Origin of the sequence: Pseudoalteromonas sp. Isolate6 (assembly GCF_022398435.1) — a bacterium.
GTDB lineage: Bacteria > Pseudomonadota > Gammaproteobacteria > Enterobacterales > Alteromonadaceae > Pseudoalteromonas > Pseudoalteromonas galatheae.
In genome coordinates, this window is the sequence record NZ_JAKEVK010000003.1 from 39,250 (window position 1) to 57,281 (window position 18,032).

The window sequence follows — 18,032 nt, forward strand, 5'->3', positions numbered from 1 at the left end:
TGCCACGTAAAGGAGTCTCATAGAGGAGTTTCTCAGAGAAATTTGTTAGACCCTTTTACGTGGCGGAGTTACTATTTAAAAATTAATACTCCAGCTGTCCACCATTTTGGATAAAGGCGACATATTCGTTCCAAACGTCTTCAACACTTCGGCCCAAGATGTGTTGAAATGCAGCATCAAATGACCAAGTATAATTGCCCATATCTTTCGCCGCTTTATTAAACTTGTAGATAAACTCTGAGTCGTGCTGTTGTTTGACGTAATGTAAGAAAAATCCAGTTGTGGTGTAGCCACTAAGCCAGCGTTTAGCGTTGATGATATCTGGTGAGCGTGACTTATGAAAACCCGCACCGATCCGCACAGCATCAGCTAGGCCTTCGGTGTATGCCCAATTTGCCTTGCCATCACCATAGTTGTCATGAGTCAGCGGCGAGTTATTGTAACCATGGGTGACTTCGTGGAATAAAATGCCGTCGATTTCATCACGGATCACGGCATCGTTGTTGTTATTATCGCGATAAATTTGCTCTAAGTGCGCGGTGCTAACGACGATAGTCATCTCACCTGAACCGTCTCGTCCCATCTTATAGGCAACGAAATCCTTACCCCAATGATCTTTGGCTCTTAGCTCAAACTGCAATTTTCTAAAACGCTGGGATTCACTGGCGTCGCGGTATAGCACTTTTGCTACATCCACACAGCGTTCGGCCATATGCGCGGCTGGGTTTGATATGATCCGTTTAAATAATGCCGAGCCTTGTGTTTCAGGGTTAACATCAACAAAGTTTACTTCCGGACGTTGCCATGTGTCGTTTGGTGGTGTGCTTTCACTACTGACGGCTAATTCATAATTGGCGCTTTGGAAACCGTATACAGAAACATAAACCGGCGCATTTGAGCTTATATCGCAGCGCTCGTTGGAGCTGGCATCAGTGATACTTTGGCAGTCATAACTTGCGGTGGTCGGTTGACTATTTGCTTTTAGGTATAGATCTGCATCACCGCTGCCGGTCAAGGTTGCTGTGATAGGAGCTGAGCTTGTAAATGGCCCAAAATGCGCCCATTGACCAGGAGTAACGCTACCACTTTGGTTAAATGGCAAGGTTGTGCCACCGTTTGCCGGAGCACCGATAAATTCGATTTCTGCAAGCTGTAATAAATTGGCACCTTGCGTTGCGGTGACATTTAAGCGCACAAAGCGGTACGCTTGATTGGTACTGACATTGAACTGCTTAGTTTGATGTCTTGAAGTAAAACTTTGATTGTTTTGCGAATCCATAGTGAACCACACTTGACCGTCTTGAGAGCCTTGAAGCGTCCAATTTTTGGGATCTCTTTGTGGCGCATCGTTCGCGGAAGTGAGGGTGTAAGCTGTTAAATTAACTGCTTCGCTAAACGCATAGCTTATCCAACCGGAAGCTGAAAAAGTAAGCCACTTGCTGTAGTGGTTATTATCAAATGCGTTGACTTTGCCTTCATAGGGCTGGTTTTCTCCTGAAACGCTGATAGCAGCGGCATTGGCAGTAGTCAGATCGCTGTTTGCGTGCGCCGAGCTTAAGCCCAGGCTCACTAAAGCGGCTGCTATAAAAGAACGTTGGAATCGCGTTTTAGCTATAATGATGCTCATGTTGACCTCTTTTGTATCGTTCCACTTTTTGTGGGCAGATATCTGTTGATGTTGTATCCATGGTTATTTTCATTTTTCGTCCAAATGTGTTTGGAACGATTTAATTGTTGTTGCTTTTATGTGCGTTTGTCAAATGGTAATTTACTTTAATTTAACGATAAAGGTGAGATTGTTGCTTCTCATTTAGATTGAATTACGCTGCGAAGGCGAGCGGCATCAGGCTTTACGGGCGTAATATTAGGGGATGTTATTTATTGTGAACTGTATTTTGTTGGGTTGTGTTTGATTGATTTTTCGGGATTTTTTCATTCGCAGTCTCTTGGGTCGCATTTTGTTTTCGTTGTTTCTTTTTTAATCGCTTTCGCTCTGCTTTAGTTGCGTGCTTTGCCACCCACTTGGCAATTTTTTGCATGAGCATTGGAGGGAAGTCATGGCCCATCCCATTGACCAACTTTAGTTTGGATTTGCGAATGGTTGCGGCGGTTTGCTGACCAGCGGCTGCGGGAAAAATAGGGTCGTCGGTACCATGGATCACAAGTGTTGGCGTTTTTATCTGTGCCAGCGTGTGCTTGCGACATTGGCTTGCGACAATCGCCGCAAGCTGACGCTTAAATCCCTGCGGGTTATGCGCGCGTTCAATGCTGTGTTTGGCTTGTTGATGTAGCGTCCCTTCGTCTTGAGGGTAAGCGGGACTGCCGATCAGCTGGTTGAGTTTTATATTGTATTGAATGGCAGATTGGTGGCAGTCTGACTTTGGCCGTGCTTTTGCCAGTTGCAGCATGACTTTTACATTTGCTGCGGTAAACTTGGGATACGCTGAGGTTGACATAATTGAGGTCAAACTAACCACTTTCTTTTTATGCTTAGCGGCAACGATTTGTGCAATCATCCCGCCCATAGAAGCACCAACTAGGTGGGCGCGTTTAATCTTAAGTCCTGCCATCAAAGCGACAACATCTTCGGCCATATCCTCTAGGGTATAGGGAACAGAAGCGCGAATGGGAAGTTTTTTGCTCAGCATGGTTTTTATCACACTTGGTGAACCTAGATGATCCAAGTGGCTCGATAATCCCGTGTCGCGATTATCAAAACGGATCACCCGAAAACCTTTATTGACTAGCCCAAAGTACAATTCATCTGGCCAAATTGTCATTTGTGCCCCAAGACCCATTATCAAGATAATAACGGGGGCGTGAGGCGCACCCTCATCCTGATAATGTATGCTGATCCCGGTTGCAATCTTGATATCGGTCATTGTCGCGAATGTTTAGCTTGACTTGAAAGGGCTGCATTTAAGTATAGAGCGTGGGTATGAACTTAACTTTAAAATAACAGTCAAAAAGACGAAAATTTATTGCTAAAAGCCATTGCGCTTTAAAGCATTTAGGTTAATATTCGCGCTTGTTGATGGCCGGAATTTATACATCAATACTATCAATTTATATGATTCTTATTTGGAGTAAGTCATGACTAAAAAAAGCAAACTTCAGCATGCTCATCAGCGTGGTGAAATTAAAGATAACGCACTAAAAGCGTTGGTAACCAGCCCATTGTTTAAGGCGAAAGTTGAAAAGAGCAAAAAAGGCAAAGGTAGTTATCAACGTAGCGTAAAGCACAAAGGCCAAGAGCCTTACCTTAAGGCAGCCTAAGCTTTAAGATAAGGTTTTTTGCTGATACATTTGCTTGTCAGCTTGTGCGATTAAGTCGCTGATATCTGTTATCGGGTGTTGGGAAAATGCTCGCCCGACACTACCTTGAATTGCTACCTCTTGTTTTCCATGACTAAATTGCAAGGTATTGAGTTGTTGTTGCAGCTGTTGTGCTTTTTCTTCTGCGGATTGTGTGTCGTCAAATAAGCAGAGCGCTGCAAACTCATCACCACCTAGGCGTCCTACAATATCTTGTTTTCTGATACTTGATGACAAAAACGTCGCAACATGGGCAAGCGCCTTATCTCCAGCATCGTGACCAAATTGGTCATTAATCAACTTAAACTTATCTAAGTCAATGTAAAATAATGCCAGAACACCACCGCGCTTATTAAACTGCTCGACTAGCACGTTGGCTTGTTTGTACCAGCCTCGACGGTTAAAAATGCCGCACAATTGATCATAATTTGCTTCATTTTCAGCTTGTTGCTTTTGCTGTCTGAGTCGTCCGATGCGTTTAGATACCGCAACGGCAAGCAGTAAAGACTCAATGGCAAACGCAAAAATAAGTGCATAGCGCTGCATAAATGGGCTATATCCCACTAACAGCACGCGAAATACCATGCCGACTAATACTAGGCTCAGTGCCGCAAAAACCAAACTTGCTTCGCCAATTTTACGCTTGGTTTGAAGAGCTGATAGCACAAAGATAGTGGCGACAATAACGAGGGTGATATAGGCCATAATTTGGCTTAATAAGTAGGACAATTGTGCTTGTTGAGTGGGAATTTTAAGTATGCTCAGGAGCATCACGATACCCGCGGCACTTTTAAGTAACAACACGAGTTTTGGCCAGTGTTTGTCAACAAGTAGGATACTCAACATAAACCAAGTTGCTGAAACCACAGTGAGACCAATACTAAGTAAATATGCGTGTTTGAGTAATGGCTTATACTGAGATGAAACAAAAAGATTTAATTGCCCTTCTTGGAATAATACAAATCCACAAAGGCAGAAGATATAAGCGCCGTAAAGCCTAAATATAGGATCATTGAGGCGACTCCCCATGATCAATACATAGCAAATCAAGGTAAAGCAAAGGCCATAAAATGCGCCCATGACTAGGCTGCTTTTTTGACTTTCCCAAATAAATTTCTCCATGCTCATCAGCCTAAATCTTGGCGTATGAATTTGCATAGAACCTAAGCTTAAGGTTGCTATGTACTTACCTTTTGGAAGGATAAATGCGGGTTGTGAGAACTTAACTGGCGGCGGGGCGTTGACTCGCCATTGATAGTGATTAAGGCCAACATCTACAAATGAAAAAACGCTGTCCTCATTTAAATTGCAGGCTATCGAGATGGTGTTGTTGCCGCGCTCAATTTTGCGATAAGACGTGGTATTGATAGCAAGCGAAATCGAGTTACCGTGAGCGGTCGTGAGCGAGCAATTGTCATCAAGCGCAAAAATTGAGGGGCTAAACAAAAATACAGCGCCGTAAATAACAGCGAGTAGGAGCGTAAGCTTCCTACTAAAGTTGCTGTGTATTTTGACGCCATTCAACCTAGACTGCAGCACAACCAAAACCTAAGGTTATTGTTGTGGTTAATGTAACAAACTTGTACGTAACTTAGCCAGTGTAAAATCCTTTAATCTGAGACTTTTTACACTTTGTCGAACAAGAAGCTAAACCAAGCAAAAAACAAGTAAAAGCTACTTAACCGAAACAATAGGGTTCGCAACCGTAAATTACTGACTAGTATGTGCTCGTAGCTGAGCCAATATCTTGCAGCGACAAACACGGTATTAAGCACAAGCCAGAATTGTCCTGTCATTTGCTCAATATGCAAAAGTATCAGTAGTGCAATAAATAAAATCGGCTGTTATCGCAATAATCAAGTGTAAAACATGACTACTACAGAAAACCAAACTACGGTAATTACTAGCTTGGAAATGTATTATATGTTTACTTGTAAAGTTTCTCTGTTGCTTCTTTAAGCCCTGAGTGGGGTAAAAATTGATCTGTGATTGTTAGAATGGAGTGCAGGTTATTTTTTAATTTATCAAGCTCTATGTTACCTGGCTTAATAGCTGTTTGTAATAAATGAATGGCCATGTCAGCTAGCAGAATACGCTGTTTTTCTAGCCATTCTTCATCGCCTTTGGTAGCGGGATTGTCAAGGTAGCTATTTTCTACCAAACTATGTAAATCCCAGCTTGTTTTGATTAACTTATTCTTTTCAATATCATTCACTGCCGACCCTCCGAAATATATAGATACAATGACCCCCACACCATGCTCGCCTTCTCTTTTTTGTGGGTTAGCTTAATATAAAGCAAAGCCATAATTAATTTGTTGAATAGTTAAACAGCTGAGGCTAGCATGAACGAACATAACATACTTTGTATCTGATTTAATACACTAAAACATGCAACGCAGTAGCCCGTCTTGAAGGCTATAGCCGAGCATAATTCGTATCTTTTGCTAGAGCACTATGCTTTAAAATTGCCATCTAAAAACGAGTTCGTTATTTTGAATGTAACTACCCTGATATTATTTGGGTCAGGCAATCACCACTAACTTCGACACATCCAAGGGTTTAGCTACGAATAATGCTAAGTGTCAGCGTTTAGATTCTTCGTTGCTTTTCAATATATCAATAGTAAGAATAGTGGGATTATGGCAAAGCACATTCAAAGCACGTCAATCTGTTGTCTTGGATGTTCGAGTTCGGTGTATGTTCGTTTGGATAAACTGCACGGCTCTTCTTTGGCATCTCGATGTTTTATTGCCAACCACTTTAGTGATGCTGCTTGTAGGTCTTTACCGGTAATTAAATGTATAAGTAATCTCACAAAGAAGGTTGGGGGGTAAAAGGCACATATAAGAGCGAAGTCATTGTGAATAAAACAACAACGATAAATGTAATATAGTGCTTGAAGGAATAGGGTGTGCAGCTTGCAGCGCAGGGAGATCCCCGCGCTTTCACGTTAGTTAGTTTGTGAAATTAAAGTTCTAAGTTTTGCCACTTTAAAAGTAGCTTTAAGGTCGATCCACCTATACTCCCTGCCTCTGATAGCCCATAATGGATCATAGCCGCATTTTGGTATGATAAAGAGATACCCATGAGATAGTCTTTGACGCCGTCTTGACACTCCGTTTCTTCATCACCATCATAATCTGAGCATTGTATGTATAAGCCATCAATTAATGGCACAAAATGAGAGTCAAAGTGATCAGATAAGTCAACTAAGTATGACTCGATTAGCGGTTTTGAAGCATGTTCCACTGCTGCTAACGTACTAGCTTGATCCCAGCAACGCTGCCACACCTTCGGGTAATCAACTTCTTTATTCTCTAGTAAAGTAATAAACTCATCATAGCTGCCATTGATATCGAGCATTACTTGCGTGTCGTCATAACTCGTGCAATTTTGAGGGTTATTAATCGTATCAAAAATGGTGACTTTTAACTTTGAATTATAACTAATTCGCGCAGGGTTATATGTTGAGGATAATCTTTTCCAGAGCGGCAAAAGTGTGCCTAAACGCACTGGATAAAAATCGTGGTCAATTGCCACCCCCTTCTTATCAAGCCAATGAATGATATCTAACGCTTCTCGATAGCGGCCAGACTCATATAAGTAATTTGCTTCATCTAGCTTTGCTTGTAATTGCGGATTGATATCGTTGGCGTGTGCAAAACCGCTTAGAACGCAGGTGATAATAAAAGCGCCTGAGGTTAACAGTTTTTTCATTTTGCTCTACTCCTTAGTAAAAAATGAATGGGTAGTTTCCTACCGCAATTTGGGTTGCTTGCGTGAGGTATTGAGATCCCTTCCAAGTTGCAAGCAAATATATAGAGCAAAATGCGCACCAAAACTATGATTTATGGTGTTTCTGTTTTCCAATGGCTATTGCGACTTAAAGCGATGAGTCCAACAACGTATAGACTTAACTCAATAGAGCATAGAAGTTAAATTGGAAGCCCATAAAGTAGTTAAATCAGATAATGTCAATCGGACACCCACCTCAAACTTCAGTGGCAATAATGGTGGGTGTCAGCGTTTTACTTTGTACGGATATCGCTTAATGAGTGTTTAAGGCTGCTGGCGAGTTGCTGCAACTAATAACTCACGAATACAAACTTGTTGAGGTTGCTCTTGAATAAACAGCGCTGCACGAGCAATATCATCAGCAACTAATGCTCCTCCCATCGTTTGCTTCCAGTCTTCATAACCATCTTTTATGTCGTCAGACGTTGTATGACTCAATAACTCTGTTTCCACCGCACCCGGACAAATTGTAGAAACACGCACGCCAAAGTCTGCAACTTCTTCTCTTACATTTTCAGATATTGCAGAAACGGCAAACTTAGTTCCACAGTATGCGGCATGATTGCTAAAAGTCTTTCGACCGGCTATGGAGCTAACATTGATGATAGTTCCGCTATTACGCTTCTTCATGGGTGATAAAACGGCTTGCATACCGCCAAGTAAGGCCAACACATTAACGTCAAACATCTTTTGCCATTCATCACTGTCCTGAGTGTCTACTTGTCCAAGTAGCATCACTCCAGCATTATTGATTAAACATTCGACCGGACCATATTGTGCTTCAGCTTTTGCAATGACTATAGAAAAAGCCTCTCTATCGGTTACATCAACTTGTTCACATAAACAGTTGGATAAGTTGAGCGCTTCTAACTTTTCTATACGTCGCGCAACTAATAGTAAAGGATAACCTGCTGCATTAAAACGCTTGGCAATTGCTGCACCGATACCTGAGCTTGCGCCAGTAATAACAACCAATTTTTTCATTATCATTCTCTCCATATTAGATGATGTTCAAAGTATTGAGCATCGCTAATTTTATTCATGATGTTTTTTTGAATTAATAAACTTACTATTTGAGCTACAGGAGAAATTCTATTCAAAATCTTTTTGATGATATATAGCTTCTAATTCACACTACTGTTTACAAAAAGGATCGAATAGATATTATGGACTTGAACTCAACTTGGTATGAAACATGAAGAGAGACATTAATTATTCTGATATTAAGAGCTTCATTGTGTTAGTTGAAGAAGGAAGCTTTACTAAAGCAGCTGCCAAGCTACTTTGCTCTCGCTCACAAGTATCGAAACAGTTATCTCAACTAGAAGCTAACCTAGGTGTCAGTCTGTTGGTAAGGACTACACGTACTCAACACCTAACACCATCTGGCGAACTCTTTTACGAAAAATGCAAACGTTCATTCAATGGTATAGAACATGCCATTGACAGGGCGATAGAAAGCGCAACCGAGCTTTCGGGTGAAATAAAGATTAATTGTGTGGGTGGGTATATAGGGGAAAATATTGTTGGTCCATTGGTCGCTGATTTTATGAAGGAAAACCCTGAAATGAATGTGTTACTCGATTTTAGTAGCAGGAGAGTTGATTTGATTTCAGGTGAATTTGACTTTGTTTTTAGAATGGGAGAGTTAGCGGATTCAGCATTGATTGCAAGGAAGCTGACCGAACTTTCTATTGGTATATATGCAAGCCCGGAGTACGTAAAACAATATGGTCAGCCTAGCGAGCCTAAAGATTTAGTTGAACATAAATGTATAGTGGGAAGTATGAATACTTGGACATTGAAAAACAGTGAATCCCAAGTTATTCAAGAAGTAACGGTAAAAGGTGACCTTGTATGTAAAAATGGGAGAATAATGCTCTACTCAGCACTGCGTGGGAATGGCATTATTCGGGTTCCAGAGATTTATTGTAGAAAAGAGCGTGATGAGGGAAGCTTAGTGCCTGTGTTTGAATATTGGCAACCTAAATCAACGCCATTATCCCTAGTCTATCTACAGGACAAACATCAACCTATGAGAATAAAAGTGTTTAGAGACTTCGTGCTCAAAAACTTCTTAAATTATCTTAGGACCTATTGAACTTTCAAGTCTGTTTTTGCAGTAGTTAGAGTGCCATTTATACAGAAGAGGAAGCTTGCGTAGCATAATTTGTACTAGTTCAGACTTGACCTGACAGTTACTCGTTTTTCAATCGGTGACTGTCAGCCTAGATTGATTGATAAGGCTTCATCCCTAACTCGCTGAGTTCTAAACAAGAAGTCCCATGAGGTTATAACAAGTCTGCCAACAAACAAAATCACCCCCATGAGGAGGTTCTCTGTTGTTCTTCCAATATCGATATCTTTAACCCAGTCTGGGATACTTGCTTCTTTCTTTTCCATGATACTTAAAGATTTAGTCAAAGAGCACTAGCCTCTTTTGTAAAAAGGTGTGTCCATATTCATTATATATGAATAGCAAGTTATATGGTTTTTCGCTACCTATATACTTTCCTCATATCGTGACAGGAGTTAAAACGCTCACACCCGCAAGCCAGCTAAAGTCCATATCAATTTGTCTAAACGGTGATAACAGCAATGAGCAAATACAGTTGGAGGAATATTTTCCTCCATTCAGTTAGTTCAACTTGCTTAGCTTGAAGCGAGACAATGGACACTCTGGGTGTCACCGGGTTCGATGATATTAAGATTGACCTCTTTTAAGTCACCGATTATGGGTTTTAAAGCTTTATCAAAACGATTTGCTGCGGCTTCGATTTTTTCGGCATAGTCGTCAATGGCATCAAAATTAGCAGCGTGGCTTTCAATTACCGCCTCAATCTGCTTGGCCTTTTCTTCTTGTTTAGCCAGTAGTGCTTTATTGATCACAAGTCGATCGTCGTCTTCTTGTACGGCCTCTTTACTAATGGCTTCCATTTCTTTGCTGAGTAGTGCGAGCTTGTCTTCGATATCTTTCATTGGTAACTCAGAAGCTGACATATCAAGCTCTGCTGCTTTGAGCGCTTTGTATGCGGCAACCTGTTCGGCGTCCATGGTGTGTTTGATTATTGGGTTACAGTCTTGGTAAGCGATAAGCTGGTAGCTACCTTGTGTTTGCGGCTCTGTTGGATTTGCATTGGAGTAGCCAACGCAGGCACTCAAAGCCAGTGTTACCGAAATAATGAGTATTGATTTTGTGGTTTTCATAAGCACCTCGAAGGAGTATGTCTGATTTACAAAATTAGTCGCGGTGCAGTTTGAAAAGGTTGGTTTTAGATACGCAAGTATTGGTAACAAAATATGAATCGGGCAGTGAGCTTAGAATTAGTTACCACTTTTATCCGGCGCTTGGCATTGGTACTGTGCAATTTCTTCGGCGTATTTGGCTTTAACTAATTCAACATAATGATTGAGGTTTTTATCAGGATTTACGGTAAAGGTCAGCTCACTTTTATGTATCGCGGTGATACGGTCCAAGCGAAATTCACGGTAATCACTGCGGAGCTGACAAAATGCGACCAGCGTCCATTTTCCACCCCAATAAACCAATCCGAGTGGCTCGATAATACGCTGGGTTTGTTGCTTTGCAACATCTTGATATTCAAGTTGTACACACTGCTTAGCCGCAATAGCGAGCCTAAGTTTAGCGCTAAAGGATTGTTGTTGTGGTCTGTGCTTAAAACTCGAGACCAAATAAGGGGAGTGGTCATGCTGTTGTTTGAGGTGGGCGGGTAGCACGGCCTCTATTTTGGCAATTGCTGCTTTTGCATGCGCGCTTAGTTCGGGATCCGTCCACGCTCCAACCATTTTACTGCCAAGTAACAGTGCGGTGAGTTCATCATAGCTAAACATCATAGGGGGCAGTGGGTAGTCACCAATAATATAGCCGACACCTGCTTCCCCCTCAATTGGCACGCCAGAACTTTGTAAGTCCTGAATATCGCGATAAATCGTACGCTCAGATACCGTAAAGTGATCGGCCAATGACTTAGCGGTAACCGCTAATCGTCGACCCTTGAGCAGATCCACTAACTGAAAGAGACGTTCGGATTTATGCACGAGTTTTCCTTGTTATTCAAATCTCAGATTAATTAACCGCTACATGGCGTTTGAGAGAGTACATTACTGTGACTAATGGTGACACTCTCGCTGTCTATGTATTGCGTTAACCTTTGGCATACCTCGGTTTTTGGGAACTGCGCCGAAACCGCTTTTGCATGTTCCATCGATTGCCAATAAATAATATCTAAATACTCGCCAGTCTGACTGTCTTTAGTCAACGAACGATATAGTAGCCCAGGTTGCTGTTCAACCCACTCGGTAAAAGCTGGGTTTACATCCATAATGTCACTCTCTGTAGCACCAAGAGCCAATTTAAATTTTACAATCTCTACGACATTTTGTTGCATGGTCTTTCTCCTTTTTGAGTTCAAGATGAGTAAACCACGATGTTGTGTCAGGGAGTGTCAGTAGTGTTTAAATATACAGTGTTAAAGATAAGATACCAAACATGGGTTGATATACACTATGAGTGATTAGGTTCAAACTATATCGGGTCGTCTCGTTCTATAAAACAGGAGTTGCACAATGGATCATCAACAAGTACACGACTACTTGCTTGCAAAACCCTATACCAGCGTAAGTCAGCCTTTTGGTGAAGGCGTTGATGTATTTAAAGTGAAAGACAAAATGTTCGCGACGTTGGCGCTTGGCAAAATGGGCAAAGAAGATGACGAGCATCCCCATTGGCGCGTAAATCTCAAATGCGATCCTGATGAAGCGCAAGCGCTGCGAGACATTTTTAGTGCGGTGTTACCGGGTTACCACATGAATAAAAAGCTCTGGAACACGGTGGTGCTTGATGGCTCCATTCCTACAGGAGAACTTGAGCGGATGATGGATAACTCATTTCGCCTTGTAGTCGAAAAAATGCCGAAAAAGCAGCAGGGGATTATCCTTGCGCAGCATCAATAGATGCACAAACGACTTGGTACACAGCGTTCACTTTAGGCTCTGTGAGCGCTTGATTTACTACAACAAAATGTACGGGGAGCGAAAAGTCTAGCAAACTAGACAAGGCAACCTCTGCTCCTTGATCTGCAATGGCGTTGGCTTCAATAAAGCTCACGCCGAGTCCTGCCTTAACTAAAGCCAAGCGGGAGCGCTCATCCGCAGCATTAATATTTACCGCGTTTACTTCGCTTAGCTGTTGATCAAGTTGCTTATCAAAAGGGCAGCCTTTTCCCATACGTATCCACGTCATCTGTGCCAATTCGGCTTTATGTGATGGCGTAGGCCAAGATGCTGGATAAGCGGTGGTAACTGCAACTTCTGTGAGCGGTACAGCGCTAAAATGTGCAGGTACTTCGCCATAAATAACTCCACCATCAAGTAGGCCATCACTGAGTTTGTCGACGATGACACCACTTGAGAGTAATTCCAGCGAAAAAGAAAGACTTGGAAAATGCTGGTTGAGGGTTTTTATTAGTGTGCTAAGTTCGCTCGAGGTGCCAATAGGGTGGTTCAAGCCAAGTCTGAGCTCGCCTGTGAGCATTGTTTTGGCTTGCGCTGCGGTGTGCATTAAATCATTTGCACTTGCAAGCGTTAACTTAGCTTTGTCTAGCAAGATCTTACCTTGCTCTGTGAGCTGCATCCCTTTGCTAGAACGATGAAACAATACGGTATTGAGTTCTTCCTCAAGTGCTTTGATATGGGCGCTGATAGCAGGTGGTGTGGTGTACAGTCGTTTCGCTGCTGCTGTTAGATTTTGGGCCTCTGCAACCGCAACAAACGACCTTAAATGGTAAAACTCCATTGCACTAAACTCAATCACGTATTGAATACCACCAGTTTAAATGAGCTTGCTGTGATTGCCTATTCCGAAATGATGAACATCGCCTTCAAAAAATATGAATTCATTAACGCCTATCGAGTGCGTAACCTAGTTGACCTCGGGTGAGGTTAAATATTTATCCGCAGCTCTGGTTATTTAGGACCCAAGGTATTTAAATAGGAGTTAGAAGATGAAAGTAGATGTATCACAGTATTTTGCAATGAAGCTGGCTTGCGAAACGGATTGTGCTGATGTTTATCAGGCGATGTTAACGGGGCTGCAGGATTTTGTGCTATTTGATGTCAGGTCGAATGAAGCCTTTGCCAAAAGTCATGCTCAAGGCGCAGTCAATATGCCAAGCGCAAACATAAGCGAACTGACGATGGCTAAGTATGACAAGGTCACGCCAATCGTGGTTTATTGTTGGGGCCCTGGGTGTAACGGTGCGACAAAGGCCGCGTGTAAGCTTGCAAAAATGGGCTATCAAGTAAAAGAGATGATAGGTGGAATTCATTACTGGGAGGATTTCGAGCGTTACCCCGTTAATCGCCGAGTGTCTCAGGCACAAAGTTGATGTAGGTGCATTTTTCTTCATCTCATGATTATACTGTTATTCATTCACCGCACATTTATCAATGTGTAAAGTGAGTGAATAACGATAATAACAAGGGAAATATCATGTCGAAACTATTGTACTGCGCCATATTTTGCTCGTCTTTGCTAAGTCAGACATCCTTCGCCACTGACTCGGCTCAACATCAAGTTCAACAAGTTGCACAAAATCTTTTACCTAGAGTGCAGCTAAAAGGCCAAAAATACCAACCTGTAGATTTGCAGACGCGTCTTCAAGAAACGCATTTACCGGGCTTAAGCCTTGCCGTGATCAAAGATGGTAAAGTGGTGTGGGCTGAGGGTTATGGCATTGCAGATAAAAAGCAAAATCGTAAAGTGACCACTGAAACGCTATTTCAGGCAGGGTCCATTAGTAAACCCGTTGCAGCGCTCGCGGTATTAAAGTTAGCGCAAGACGGAAAAGTCGATTTAGATGCTGACGTTAATCAATATCTCACCTCTTGGAAAATACCAACAAACGAATTTACCAAAGCCAACCCCGTTACTTTAAGGCAGTTAATGACTCACACCTCTGGGCTCACTCAACATGGTTTTCCGGGCTACGTGCGTGGCAGTAAAATTCCAACTGACGTTGAAGTCTTAATGGGTAAAGGCAATACCGATTTAGTGACAGTTGACACTTTGCCAGGTAAAGCTTGGCGCTATTCTGGCGGTGGCTATACGGTAATGGAATTGCTCGTGGCAGATGTGACAAAAATGCCATTTGAAGAGTATGTCCAACAGGCAATTTTAACTCCGCTAGGGATGCACAACAGTACCTATGCGCAACCACTACCTAAAACGTTATGGTCAAAAGCCAGTGCCGCGTTTGACGATAAGGGCGAGCAAGTCGATGGAGACTGGCATGTTTATCCAGAACAAGCCGCTGCTGGTCTTTGGACCACTCCGGTGGATCTCGCTAAATATATTATGGCCGTACAACAAGCATATGCCGGCAATACTGTGGGGCCCATCACGCCTGAGCTGGCGAAGCAAATGCTTGAAGTTCATCATGACGTATGGGGTTTGGGACCAGAGCTTGAACAGCGTGAGCAAGGGCTTGTCTTCACCCATGGCGGTAAAAATAAAGGCTTTAGCAATCGTTTTGAAGCATTTGTGGAAAAAGGTGAGGGTATGGTATTGATGTCCAATGGTGACTCCGCGAGTACCGTATTTGGTGAGCTTCGCATTGCCATCAGCGAACATTACGGCTGGGATTTTATACGCAGTAAAAAGATAACTGCGATTACATTATCTGAGGAACGGGCAAAGCAGTTGGAAGGTTTGTATGCTTATGATAAAGATCATCAGTTTAAAATGAAAATCACCCGAGATGTTACGCGATTTAACGTCTTAGATATGGCCCGCGATAACCTGATGGCATTTGTCGCCACTGAGGAAGACACCCTGATTGAACTTGAAGGGGGCGCGGATGTCACCATTGAAACGAATGACAAAGGTGAGATCACTGCGGTGATTTGGCGTAGCCTATATCGTTTTGAGCGGATTTAATCGGAAGTTTCACTTCAACGAGTAGCCCGCCAAGCGGGCTGTGGTTGGCGCGGATAGAACCATGATGTGCCAATACAATATGTTTGCTAATCGCAAGTCCAAGCCCCGAGCCACCAAGATCCCGACTTCTAGAGTGTTCACAGCGATAAAGTCGTTCAAAAATTTTATCCAGCTCCGAGGTGGCTACACCTGGGCTTGAATCTTCCACTGTGATAATGGCATATGAGTTGACTAAGCGTGTATGTATCAGGCTGGTTCCCGCTGCATCGGTGTAAAAATGGCTGTTTCGCAAAAGATTCAGGATGACCTGTTTTAGGCGCTGAGGGTCGCCTTCTATCTGCAAGGCTAGCTCACTTAAATCACATTGCAGAGATTGCTGCTTTTTCGCAAAGACGGGGGTGAGTTCTGCGCAGCAATCCTTAACAATGATATTAATATCAAGCGGCCTGAGCTCTAACGATATCACATTATTGTCAAACTGAGCGGATTGATAAATATCTGAGATTAAGGTGTCCAGCTGGTTGATTTTACCGTTCACTTTTTTGTAAGCGACATCAATATCAGGCTCAATATTAAATTGCATCGCCTCAATTGTCAGTTTTAGTCCAGTTAACGGGGTACGCAACTCGTGAGAAATATCGGCGAGTAATTGGTTTTTTTGTTCCAAAGCTCGCGCGGCCATACGCTGCTCTAAGGCTTCTAGTTTTTGTTTCTGGCGTTGTCTTAAAAAGTATATGGCAAGCCCTGCGAGCAGCAATAGGGCTGAGGAAATAGCCAAGCCTCGCTGTAACTTTAGGTTTTCTAAATTTGCTTGTTGCAGTGACTGCTCTTTTTGTAACAGGCTAAGCGCTTGTTCTTTTTTCACCAGCTCTATGTTTAATGCCATTTTGTACGCTTTGTTTTTATCGCTTACCTTCTTTAGCTCAGTTTGTGTGTGCTGGTATTGTTTTAATTGAGTAAGTGCGGCTTCAAACTCGCCTGCTTGCTGATAAATTGAGGCCAGCTGTTTGTGAATATCGCTTTGCGTTTGAGTGCCAAGCTGAGGCTGCTTTAGCAATAATTCAAGCTGTTCTTTGGCGTCTTCACTCTTATCTTGGGCCAAATAGACATTAGCAAGTGCCAGCCTAACGGTGCGCTCGGTTCGGTTGGCACCAGATTTTATCGCAAGTGTAAGCGCTTCATTTGCACTATCTAAGGCATCATTCACATCTCCTTGAGCAAGTTGGACATTGACTAAATTGCTTAATTGCCAAGCCGTATCGCTGTCGGCTTCCATTTTCTTGGTCAGGGCAAGGCCGTTTAGAATAAACACTTGAGCTTGCTTATATTCTCCTTGTTGATATAAGACTTGACCAATCTTACCGTAGCTGTTGGCAATATGACGCGGATTGCCTAATAACTTATCGACTTTGAGTGCCTGTTCAAAATGAGATAGTGCAAGAGGAAACTCTTCTAAATCACGGTAGAGTTCGCCGATGTTGTACAGTGAGTTGGAGATCCCTTGCTGGTTATTGCGTTTGCGCTGTAGCATAAGAGATTGCTCATGAAAGCTGATGGCTTGCTCAATTTGGCCCATGTAATCGTAAACAATGCCAATTTGGTTATAGAAGTCTGCGAGTCGCGAAACATCATTAATGCGTTTTGCAAGTTGGATGGCCTGCTCGGCATGATTTAACGCGCTGAGGTAGTCTGCTCGAAAGCGATTAATATGAGCAAGGCGACCATGAATGTCGGCAATGAGTCGTTCATCAGCCTGAGAGGTGGTGTTGAGTGCCAGCTCAAGTTTTTCTTCTGCCTCTGTCGCACGATTTTGACTAAGTAGCACAGTGGCGTGACTCAATAGTAATTTACTTTTGGCATTAGGGCCTGCGACCTTATCTAACACCTGATTGAGCTCATCTATCGCTTGATAGGCAGCTTCATAATGGCCAAGCAAGGAGAGGGCTTCAATCTTCATTAGGCTGAGTTTAAACCAGGCTGCTGAGAGATAAGTTGGAGTTGTGTTTTTGTTTAAGAGTGTGTCAATTTCTTCAAGCGCAACGGAAGGGTTATCAGATAACAGCTGCTTTAACGTTTCAAGTGTAGGTAATAGTGCACTGCCTTGGGTAGAAAATGAAGCTAAAAGTAAAAATAGCGTAAATACGGTTTGGGTAAATAGCAACCTAACTATGTTCAACACTGCAAAAAGCCCATAACCAACAAATATATTTGCATTATAGTTGATAATCGTGGAGTAAATATGCAGAAGTATTTACTCTAAATTGTCATGTTCTGTGGGCTGGTGCTGCATATGCTCAACCAACTGCGGAAAAAAGGTTTGAAATCCAGATTCAAGCTGGTGGTAGTGCTTTTTTATATCCATTTCACTGCCTGTAAATTGGTTTTGAAAGCGAATTCGTTTGGCGATGTTGTCCAGCGCGTGGCCTACACCAGCTACGGATTCATAGGTGGCAAACCAATCATTTTGTGTCATTGCGCTAACGACTCGTTGCATGTGCGCAGGCATGATGTGCAAGTTATCGTGCAGCAATGAAAAGCTCTGACGTTTAAAGTCATCAAGCGAGGTACTGTGATATTGCTGCCAGTGTTTAATCAAAAAGTGGTCATATAACACATCCAGTGCAATGCCTGCAAAACGGCGACGCGCGGGCGAAAAAAGTTGTTTAGCAGATTTTGTAATCGAGTGGCTATCAGTAAATTTATCAACTTGCCTATGTGTTTGTAGACCAAGTTGCACAGGTTTGGGCAGTACTTGTATATTCACGCCTTTTTGAAAGTCACCGAGCAAGTTGCCAAAGTGCGATGCGGCAGTCGGTTTGGCAAAGTACAAATGCGCCAAATAATTCACAGAAACATCCCCCCAATAATTCACTCTACAACAGAGTATCGCATTTGTCCTCACATACAAATACCAGCCATTTAATTCAGGAAGGAGAAACCTAGCTTAGGTTATGCTTGTCTCC

17 protein-coding genes are annotated in these 18,032 nt (G+C 42.6%); 5 read left to right on the forward strand and 12 right to left on the reverse strand.

Annotated features, from left to right (window positions below):
- Nucleotides 1–82: 82 nt before the first annotated feature.
- Together L1D50_RS00730 and L1D50_RS00735 are read right to left on the reverse strand one after the other, a co-directional pair.
- Nucleotides 83–1,627: a basic secretory protein-like protein gene (locus L1D50_RS00730; protein ID WP_239965302.1), complete on the reverse strand. Its 1,545-nt coding sequence runs from the start codon at nt 1,625–1,627 to the stop codon at nt 83–85.
- Nucleotides 1,628–1,874: 247 nt separating this feature from the next.
- Nucleotides 1,875–2,882, reverse strand: coding sequence for an alpha/beta hydrolase (locus tag L1D50_RS00735; RefSeq protein ID WP_138522323.1), 1,008 nt, complete (start codon nt 2,880–2,882; stop codon nt 1,875–1,877).
- A 211-nt stretch (nt 2,883–3,093) separates the two neighbouring features.
- On the opposite strand from L1D50_RS00735, the gene L1D50_RS00740 reads away from it, so the two are divergent.
- A complete protein-coding gene (locus L1D50_RS00740; protein WP_010606219.1) occupies nt 3,094–3,276 on the forward strand; it encodes a ribosome alternative rescue factor ArfA in 183 nt (60 codons plus the stop codon).
- A 3-nt stretch (nt 3,277–3,279) separates the two neighbouring features.
- On the opposite strand, the gene L1D50_RS00745 is transcribed toward L1D50_RS00740, so the two are convergent.
- The 4 genes from L1D50_RS00745 to L1D50_RS00760 all read right to left on the reverse strand — a co-directional run bounded on the left by L1D50_RS00745 (nt 3,280) and on the right by L1D50_RS00760 (nt 8,096).
- Entirely contained in the window at nt 3,280–4,761 is a 1,482-nt protein-coding gene (locus tag L1D50_RS00745) for a diguanylate cyclase (protein ID WP_239965303.1), read from the reverse strand.
- A 481-nt stretch (nt 4,762–5,242) separates the two neighbouring features.
- The gene (locus tag L1D50_RS00750; RefSeq protein WP_128725561.1) at nt 5,243–5,530 is read right to left on the reverse strand and encodes a hypothetical protein; all 288 of its coding nucleotides are present in this window, start codon (nt 5,528–5,530) and stop codon (nt 5,243–5,245) included.
- Nucleotides 5,531–6,284: 754 nt separating this feature from the next.
- A complete protein-coding gene (locus tag L1D50_RS00755; RefSeq protein ID WP_239965305.1) occupies nt 6,285–7,034 on the reverse strand; it encodes a hypothetical protein in 750 nt (249 codons plus the stop codon).
- Nucleotides 7,035–7,376: 342 nt separating this feature from the next.
- Entirely contained in the window at nt 7,377–8,096 is a 720-nt protein-coding gene (locus tag L1D50_RS00760; protein ID WP_138522566.1) for an SDR family oxidoreductase, read from the reverse strand.
- A gap of 211 nt (nt 8,097–8,307) precedes the next feature.
- Between L1D50_RS00760 and L1D50_RS00765 the strand changes: the two genes are divergently transcribed.
- Complete coding sequence (locus L1D50_RS00765) at nt 8,308–9,213, forward strand: LysR family transcriptional regulator (RefSeq protein ID WP_239965307.1); 906 nt, start codon at nt 8,308–8,310, stop codon at nt 9,211–9,213.
- A gap of 551 nt (nt 9,214–9,764) precedes the next feature.
- Here L1D50_RS00765 and L1D50_RS00770 read toward each other — a convergent pair.
- The 3 genes from L1D50_RS00770 to L1D50_RS00780 all read right to left on the reverse strand — a co-directional run bounded on the left by L1D50_RS00770 (nt 9,765) and on the right by L1D50_RS00780 (nt 11,521).
- Entirely contained in the window at nt 9,765–10,319 is a 555-nt protein-coding gene (locus L1D50_RS00770) for a hypothetical protein (RefSeq protein ID WP_239965308.1), read from the reverse strand.
- A 117-nt stretch (nt 10,320–10,436) separates the two neighbouring features.
- Nucleotides 10,437–11,171, reverse strand: a complete 735-nt coding sequence (locus L1D50_RS00775) for a YafY family protein (RefSeq protein ID WP_239965310.1) — start codon at nt 11,169–11,171, stop codon at nt 10,437–10,439.
- A 32-nt stretch (nt 11,172–11,203) separates the two neighbouring features.
- On the reverse strand, nt 11,204–11,521 hold the full coding sequence (locus tag L1D50_RS00780) for a hypothetical protein (protein WP_239965312.1): 318 nt from the start codon (nt 11,519–11,521) through the stop codon (nt 11,204–11,206).
- Between the two features lie 178 nt (nt 11,522–11,699).
- On the opposite strand from L1D50_RS00780, the gene L1D50_RS00785 reads away from it, so the two are divergent.
- Nucleotides 11,700–12,086 (forward strand): MmcQ/YjbR family DNA-binding protein, encoded by a 387-nt coding sequence (locus L1D50_RS00785; RefSeq protein WP_138581031.1) that lies wholly within the window; start codon nt 11,700–11,702, stop codon nt 12,084–12,086.
- Here L1D50_RS00785 and L1D50_RS00790 read toward each other — a convergent pair.
- The gene (locus tag L1D50_RS00790; protein WP_128725571.1) at nt 12,064–12,945 is read right to left on the reverse strand and encodes a LysR family transcriptional regulator; all 882 of its coding nucleotides are present in this window, start codon (nt 12,943–12,945) and stop codon (nt 12,064–12,066) included. The two genes, L1D50_RS00785 and L1D50_RS00790, sit on opposite strands and share 23 nt — an antisense overlap.
- A gap of 190 nt (nt 12,946–13,135) precedes the next feature.
- Between L1D50_RS00790 and L1D50_RS00795 the strand changes: the two genes are divergently transcribed.
- Both L1D50_RS00795 and L1D50_RS00800 read left to right on the forward strand, forming a co-directional pair.
- Entirely contained in the window at nt 13,136–13,519 is a 384-nt protein-coding gene (locus L1D50_RS00795; RefSeq protein ID WP_128725572.1) for a rhodanese-like domain-containing protein, read from the forward strand.
- 104 nt (nt 13,520–13,623) lie between these two features.
- Nucleotides 13,624–15,069 carry a serine hydrolase domain-containing protein gene (locus L1D50_RS00800; protein WP_239965313.1) on the forward strand — a complete coding sequence of 482 codons (1,446 nt, stop codon included), beginning with the start codon at nt 13,624–13,626 and terminating at the stop codon, nt 15,067–15,069.
- Here L1D50_RS00800 and L1D50_RS00805 read toward each other — a convergent pair.
- Complete coding sequence (locus tag L1D50_RS00805; RefSeq protein WP_239965314.1) at nt 15,023–17,248, reverse strand: tetratricopeptide repeat protein; 2,226 nt, start codon at nt 17,246–17,248, stop codon at nt 15,023–15,025. The two genes, L1D50_RS00800 and L1D50_RS00805, sit on opposite strands and share 47 nt — an antisense overlap.
- 72 nt (nt 17,249–17,320) lie before the next feature.
- Nucleotides 17,321–17,917 (reverse strand): ACP phosphodiesterase, encoded by a 597-nt coding sequence (locus L1D50_RS00810; RefSeq protein WP_138522576.1) that lies wholly within the window; start codon nt 17,915–17,917, stop codon nt 17,321–17,323.
- Between the last annotated feature and the right edge of the window lie 115 nt (nt 17,918–18,032).